Genomic DNA, 6,489 nt, shown 5'->3' with positions numbered 1-6,489 from the left:
CTTTTTGTCGGAAGTCATTGCTATAGGGGGCGGGCATTGAAATAGGCAGAAAAGACATGGTCCTATTTTGTCCTAACTAGCTCCTCAATTGCTATAGCTAGTTTGCTCACCTTGTGCAGATTGCCTCTATTTTCACCCAGCAGCAGCAACCGATGGATGTACTTAGTCTTACCTCTACAACGCTCACCCGGCCTCATTTTTGCCTTTGCATCGAGCCTCGAAAATAAAAACCGTATATTCCCATCAAGAGTTCCAATCCATCAAATCAAGGAGCAAGGAATATGCGTACCCAAGACCGCCCGACCCAGACAATGCGATCGGGTTTCCATCACCTAATCATCTCCTATATAAGCGCGCTCCATCTTCATCAAAGCCATTGCCCCACATTCGGCAAATAACAGTGGGGCATATTCAATGGCACCGATCAGCCTAATAAAACTGGTGGCACATTCTCAGTCACCGCCACTCCATCAAATTAACGAAGTGGCACATTAACTCGTACCTCAAAACTATCCACCTCAGGTGTAAGCCGTCTTCTGATTCCCATTGAATTCTTCAGATAGCAGCCCCTGATGAGGCCGTTTTCCTGAGGTGGCATATTCTCCTGTCGCACCACAGTATTCCCTATGAAACAAGAACTCCTCGCCTTATTCCTGGCTAGCCTGCCCACCCTCGCGCAGATAGCACCCGTCCTCGCTCAACAGCAGCAACAAACGGCAGCACTCAGTCCTGATACGCCCGTGAGTCTGCCAGGGCTTTACTATGATCCAGACGCTGGGCCCTCGCCCACCTTTCAGCAGCTCACGGGAGCTGAGCAAGCAGGGTATGTGGAGGTGCCCCCGTTGCCCAATGGAGTGCAGCTTCCTTACCAAGTGGATCGGGCATGGGCACAAGGGGCCACTCCCGACCAAATCCTGAAGTTTGGAGACTTGCAGCAAAACCCCGTCACGGCATCCTTTACCAAGCTCACCTTGCGAGATATTTCAGCGAGACAAGGAACTAATATCGCTGGAGTGCCCATTGGCGATGTCCCCCTCGTATATGGTCTGACGGTTGAGCAAGTCGATAACCTCTACACCAAGCTCGGTAATGGCGAGAAGATTACTGTTGATGATGCCGCTCCCGCCATCCAAGCTGCACTAGGGGTACTCCATGACCCTTCGCAAGCAGGTAAGCAGCTCCAGCAAGCCGCCCTGACGACGGGAGAGAAAGTGCTAATCACCAAGCTCAGTAAAATTCCTGCTCTTAAAGGTATTCCCCTTCAAGACCTGGCACGGGGCAACTGGGAGGGGGTAATCTACAAGGCAGAGCAGATTGAGCTAGCGGGGATTGGTAAAAAGATTGGCCCCACCATCAAGAAGCTGCCCGTTAATCAGATTGTCCCCATCGTGGGTGATGCCATAAATGGCAACTGGCAGCAGGTTAGGAAAAGGGCACAAGCCTACATTTTGGCAAAAGGAACGAATGTTGCCGTCAAAGAAGTTATCAAGGCCGTGCCTGAGCTAAAGAATTTGCCCTTGGGTGCGGTCCCTGATCTCGTCAATCAGCCTATTGAGCAGACCTTACCCAAGATTGCGGATTTAGCGATTGAGGAGATACCAGGGGCGAAGGACAAGACTATTAATTCCGTTCCTGGCCTCTCAGAGATTCCGATTGACAAGCTCCCCTTCGACCTAGCCTTTAGCTTTTTTGCGGGGGACTTATTCGCGAGGTTTGATATCGCCTACAGTGGCGTCGAGGGGCCAGAGGAACCCTCCATCCAACATGCGCTATCCGGTGGCAGTGAAGACCAAAAGTTTAGACCCATCAAATGCACCCTCGGCCAGACCCAAAACCAAAGAGCGGATAACTGCCCTCACTTCGAGATGAGGAAATTTATCAGTTCCCCAGTGGCCCAAGTGACGGGGGATGATGATATCGAAGGGAAGCAATGGGTGCAAGGAGACTCAGGAGGCAAGAACGGCCAAGGCGTGAAGGGCGGTAAAGGACTGCTGAAGTGGGTGAACGGAGGCTGGGAACCTGCGGGGATTCATCCGTTTGGGGTGAATAGCCATACTAAGTTTGTCCTCAAGAAAATCACCGAGTACCCAGACCAAAAGAGTACGGCTAAGCTTAGTGTTGCCTTTCAGTTTTGCGTCACCATTCCCCTGCTCGGCCAGCAATGTACCCCCCACTTCTTGGTGATTCCAACGCCGTTTGTCGTCAAAGAGGATGGACTGTTCCTCGTCGCGAGTCGGCGGAACCTGCCTGCTAGTCTTGCACGTTTGAGGAATCAAACTTTGGCTGCTGGGGTGTACTGCGACCCCGATCAGATTATTGCGACAGCGGGCCAGAGTGATGCGGGAGCCGCAAATACTAAGTATGGGCATCATGTTTTTACGGAGACAGATGAACAGCTCTATGAAGTGACTGCGGTGGATGGGGCTACGGTTGGCCTAACCAAGGATGCTGCGTCAGCCTTTGAGCAAATGCGGGCTGATGCTGCGGCTCAAGGATTGGATATCAAAGCAGTATCCGGCTTTCGGGATAGAAAGCTGCAAGAAGAGCTGTTCTCGGATCAGGTCGCTGAGCAAGGCTCTCCAGAAGCAGCAGCGAAGATATCAGCACCCGCAGGCCACAGTGAGCACCATACGGGGTTAGCCGTGGATGTAGGGAATAATGCGAATCCCTATCTGAATAAATCTTGGGCGAACACTCCTGAATATGCCTGGATGAAGCAGAATGCGGGGAAGTATGGGTTTGAGCTGTCATTCCCAGAGGGGAATAGCCAAGGGGTCAGCTTTGAGCCTTGGCATTGGCGGTTTGTGGGTACGGACCAGGCGGCTGCAACCTTTAGTCATACGGCTAGTGATGCACAACATCAGGGTACGTCAACGCCTGCAACGCCCGCCGATCCTGACCATAATCTCAGACAGTATTTAGCTCGGATACGCATAGGTGAAAGCAGTGATGGGACGAACTGGAGGCCCAATCCTGGGACAGGGGCTTACGGAATTTATCAGTTCACGCCAGAGTCTAGGCAGTCTCTTCTACAACGAACAGGGATAGATGGTTGGACCAGAGATCGGGCGGTTGCGGCTCAAGCAGCGGCGGAGTGGATCAAAATCATTGGGGCTGAGCAGAATGTTGATTTGCTGGGTGCGATTGAGAGAGGGGACTTTGCCTTAGCTGATCGGGTGCTGTCGCCGTGGCAGTGGACCTCGTTGCCGGGTGGTCCTGAGCAAAGTGAAGTGTGGCGTAATCCAGAGAATTTCAAAATCTATGGACCAACTGGGGACGCTTCGACAAATGAGCCTATTGGGGTGGCTTCAACTGGGTTGCCTTGTAGACCCGGTGCGATCGCGAGTAACCCAAATGGTCAATTAGGGACATTTGTTCAAGGAGATGGAGTCACCACCGGAGTCTTTTCTCAGCCTGCTGACCCAAGTACCATAACCTCTCCATATGGACCAAGAAGCTTGGGAGGTTTCCATCATGGTATTGATTACGGGTTGCCAAGAGGAACTCCAATTAAAGCGGCAGACGGGGGAACCGTATTAGATGTTGAGACGCGATGCCCATTAGAGGGTTACTATAAATCACCTTGTGGTGATGGCTATGGCAATCTCGTGTTTGTCAAGCATAGTTCAGGATATGTGACAGTTTACGGGCATCTATCCGAGACGAATCTAAAGATAGGGGATACTGTAACCAAAGGACAGACAGTTGGTCTTAGTGGAAATAGTGGGTCAACAACAGGACCTCACCTCCATTTTGAGATTAGAGACCCTGCAAACAGAAAGGTAAATCCAGAATTTTTATTGCAATAGGTGGCAACATGCAGACACTAGCATTGGCAATATTACTGGGACTAAGCGTACCCTCAGGAGTTATTGCACAAAGTGATACCCTAACAGTTGAGCAATGCTCACAGACAATTCCTTTTGATCACTATAAAAGAGCTGTAAGGGTTGAAAAAATTGAAGAGCTTACTGTCGTTACCTCAATCAAAAATTACCATCTGATTGGAGTAACAGAGGCGGGTCATAATTGGTGGGTCATTATCAAGACAAATCCCTGCGAAGTTGTGCTCATGGACCCACAGTCTCATGGTGAGACCTTCAAAGGAGTAGTCCCTGATGACGTTGCAGAGCATCTAGATGCTGCAGCAACTGCTTATGGCAAGGAGTTCTATAAGGATTGGTATCGTAAAAAATCTGAGGTGAAAACCATCGGTCGATGATAGGCTTTTCCCTATAGCCACATCCACTCCAGATACAAGCTAAGCCCTGGTAGCACCGACTCACTTGAAACCGTATTGGGAGCTTGCAACACCTCTAGCGTTTGATCAGGTCGATAAATTTCTACCTGTTTATCCTCCGGGTTAATGAACCATCCCAGCCGTATCCCACAGGTAGATCTAGATCCTCATGGCTTTGTGTGTGGACGGATAGACTTTCGATAAGTTCCTAGATGAAGTTGCATGGCCAGAGGAATTATTTTGGCTGACTAGGTAATCAAGCTACTGCCACTGAAAGTGCTGAAGCGGTTTGAGGAGATGGTGGAGGTAGGGTTGGAGCAGGAGCGGTTGACTGGGATCTGGGGGTGAGGGTTTACCCTTTGTGATTAGACATTATCGTCAGGGGGCATACCTTTGGTTGACGAATAAAATGTTCGCCACTTTAGTTTATTTGAAGTACAACCCTAAATCCTTCGTAATCACCGTAGTACTCACAGACGTATATCTCTGGATCTTTTGTAGGCAATATAACCCTACCGGATTCTACTGCTATTGATACAGGAACTGCTGGTAAGATATAAATCTTGCATTTATTTCCATGCTTTGCCTGGATTTGGTTGAGCAATTTTCGATATTCATAGCTAAAGTTCTCAAGCTGTTTTTTTGATTTCAAAAAATGTGGTGAAGGCTCAGGTATAGTTATTTGGTAAATACTAGAATCTTTTGAGATAATATTTTTATACTTGTCATAACTAATCGAGTCACTAATTGCCAATTTTAAAAATACAATGTTGCTATTGTGTTTTCGCTCTACTGTAGTGCAGTAATTAGCTTTATCTAGAGATCCTTCTTGCCAAGACCAAGTTTTACTCGTATTTTCAATGTTTCTGTGAGACTGGTAGATATCTGTTGGGACGGTATCACCTATACACATACCCAAATACATAAGTAAAGGCATAGGTGATATTCCAAACAGAGAAATGTGTTTGATTTTTACATCATCAATACCTTCTTCTAAATACCTTGAAACTTTACGTTTAATCTTAGCCTCTGCAAACGATTGCCATTGTTCTGGTGTAGCCATTCGATCAAAATCGTTTTCTTCTATCTTTATCCCTCTATGGTCTGTAGGGAATTTTGGAAGCATTGCATTTCTAATTGCCTCAATGTTTATGGGAACAGTTCGATCTCCGATATTTACTTTAAAAACTAATACAGTAGATTTGTATATATCTTCTGGATAGCTTGTTTGTATTTCTATTCTATCCTCATGTTCTTGCTTCCAAGCAATCAATAATTCAATTGGGTAGCGTTCAGGATGATCATCTATTTCCTTATGGCAGCGTTGGCATAAAAGCATTAAATTATTGAAATCGACTTGCAGCTCTTCAGACTGATTAGTTCCTCGTGGACCATCTTTACTAGAGCCAATAATATGTGCAACTTCTGCAAAATTGCCTTCGCTTAAGGTTAAGCCATTATACCAAACAGGTATATTACATCCTTTGAATTCACATCGACCAGCAGATTTGACCCATAGGCGTAATTTAGTTGTGTCAGGAATAGATTTTCGCTTTGCCATATTTTATGAACTCGGAAAATCGCTACCAAAAACTTTTCTCAAACTGTCACAGGCTCTATAAGGATAATACTCCTGTGATGCAATAGCTAAAATTTGACTTAGATTAACTAGTTTTGACTTTAATTCTTTCATTTGATTATTAGTCATTTTCTCAAAAAGATCATTATATGGTTTAACAGGAAGTTTTACACTTATCTGATCATCCCAAGAAAACATTCTAATCATCCTGTTGACAACATTTTGCAATGCAATTAAATCATTGTATTGGTAAGTATAAGAGTAATAATTATAGCCTTTTTTAACTGCGAAAATGTTATAACAACAGGCAGTTAAAGCTATGCCTGTAGGTCGCCCTAAGATTGTTGAAGGGAAATTATAATCCTTCCATCTCTTTAAATACCTTATGATTCTACGAAACTGATCTCTATCGGAGCTATCAGAAAATTTAGACTTCAAAAGATCTTTGAGCTTAAACGGCTCAGATAATTCCCAAATCTTTTTGTCGTCAGATGAGCCTATAAATCCTTTTGCAATATGATATTCTTCATTTCCCCAATAATCTTTGTCAACTGAATAAATAGCCAAGTCTATCAATACCTTCGCCAAACGGTTAAAGATTTTCAGATGCTTGTCTAGGGTGTATCGCGCCTAAGTTGGCAACCTTGGCAATAATCTGTGCCCAAGAAAT

General features: G+C 46.0%; 5 protein-coding genes. 2 read left to right on the top strand and 3 right to left on the bottom strand.

All coding sequences use genetic code 11. The features are described 5' to 3' along the window. Positions 1-626: 626 nt before the first annotated feature. Together Q0991_RS23810 and Q0991_RS23805 are read left to right on the top strand one after the other, a co-directional pair. Positions 627-3,809: a D-alanyl-D-alanine carboxypeptidase family protein gene (locus Q0991_RS23810; RefSeq protein ID WP_299493363.1), complete on the top strand. Its 3,183-nt coding sequence runs from the start codon at positions 627-629 to the stop codon at positions 3,807-3,809. Positions 3,810-3,817: 8 nt separating this feature from the next. Continuing rightward, complete coding sequence (locus tag Q0991_RS23805; protein ID WP_299493361.1) at positions 3,818-4,222, top strand: hypothetical protein; 405 nt, start codon at positions 3,818-3,820, stop codon at positions 4,220-4,222. A gap of 11 nt (positions 4,223-4,233) precedes the next feature. On the opposite strand, the gene Q0991_RS23800 is transcribed toward Q0991_RS23805, so the two are convergent. The 3 genes from Q0991_RS23800 to Q0991_RS23790 all read right to left on the bottom strand — a co-directional run bounded on the left by Q0991_RS23800 (position 4,234) and on the right by Q0991_RS23790 (position 6,386). Next, the gene (locus Q0991_RS23800) at positions 4,234-4,380 is read right to left on the bottom strand and encodes a Uma2 family endonuclease (RefSeq protein WP_299493365.1); all 147 of its coding nucleotides are present in this window, start codon (positions 4,378-4,380) and stop codon (positions 4,234-4,236) included. Positions 4,381-4,661: 281 nt separating this feature from the next. Next, positions 4,662-5,801 carry an SAVED domain-containing protein gene (locus tag Q0991_RS23795; protein WP_299493359.1) on the bottom strand — a complete coding sequence of 380 codons (1,140 nt, stop codon included), beginning with the start codon at positions 5,799-5,801 and terminating at the stop codon, positions 4,662-4,664. 3 nt (positions 5,802-5,804) lie between these two features. Further along, on the bottom strand, positions 5,805-6,386 hold the full coding sequence (locus Q0991_RS23790; RefSeq protein WP_299493357.1) for a hypothetical protein: 582 nt from the start codon (positions 6,384-6,386) through the stop codon (positions 5,805-5,807). Between the last annotated feature and the right edge of the window lie 103 nt (positions 6,387-6,489).

Source organism: Acaryochloris sp. IP29b_bin.137 (assembly GCF_028285745.1).
GTDB lineage: Bacteria > Cyanobacteriota > Cyanobacteriia > Thermosynechococcales > Thermosynechococcaceae > Acaryochloris.
This window is presented reverse-complemented; position numbering and strand designations above follow the sequence as displayed.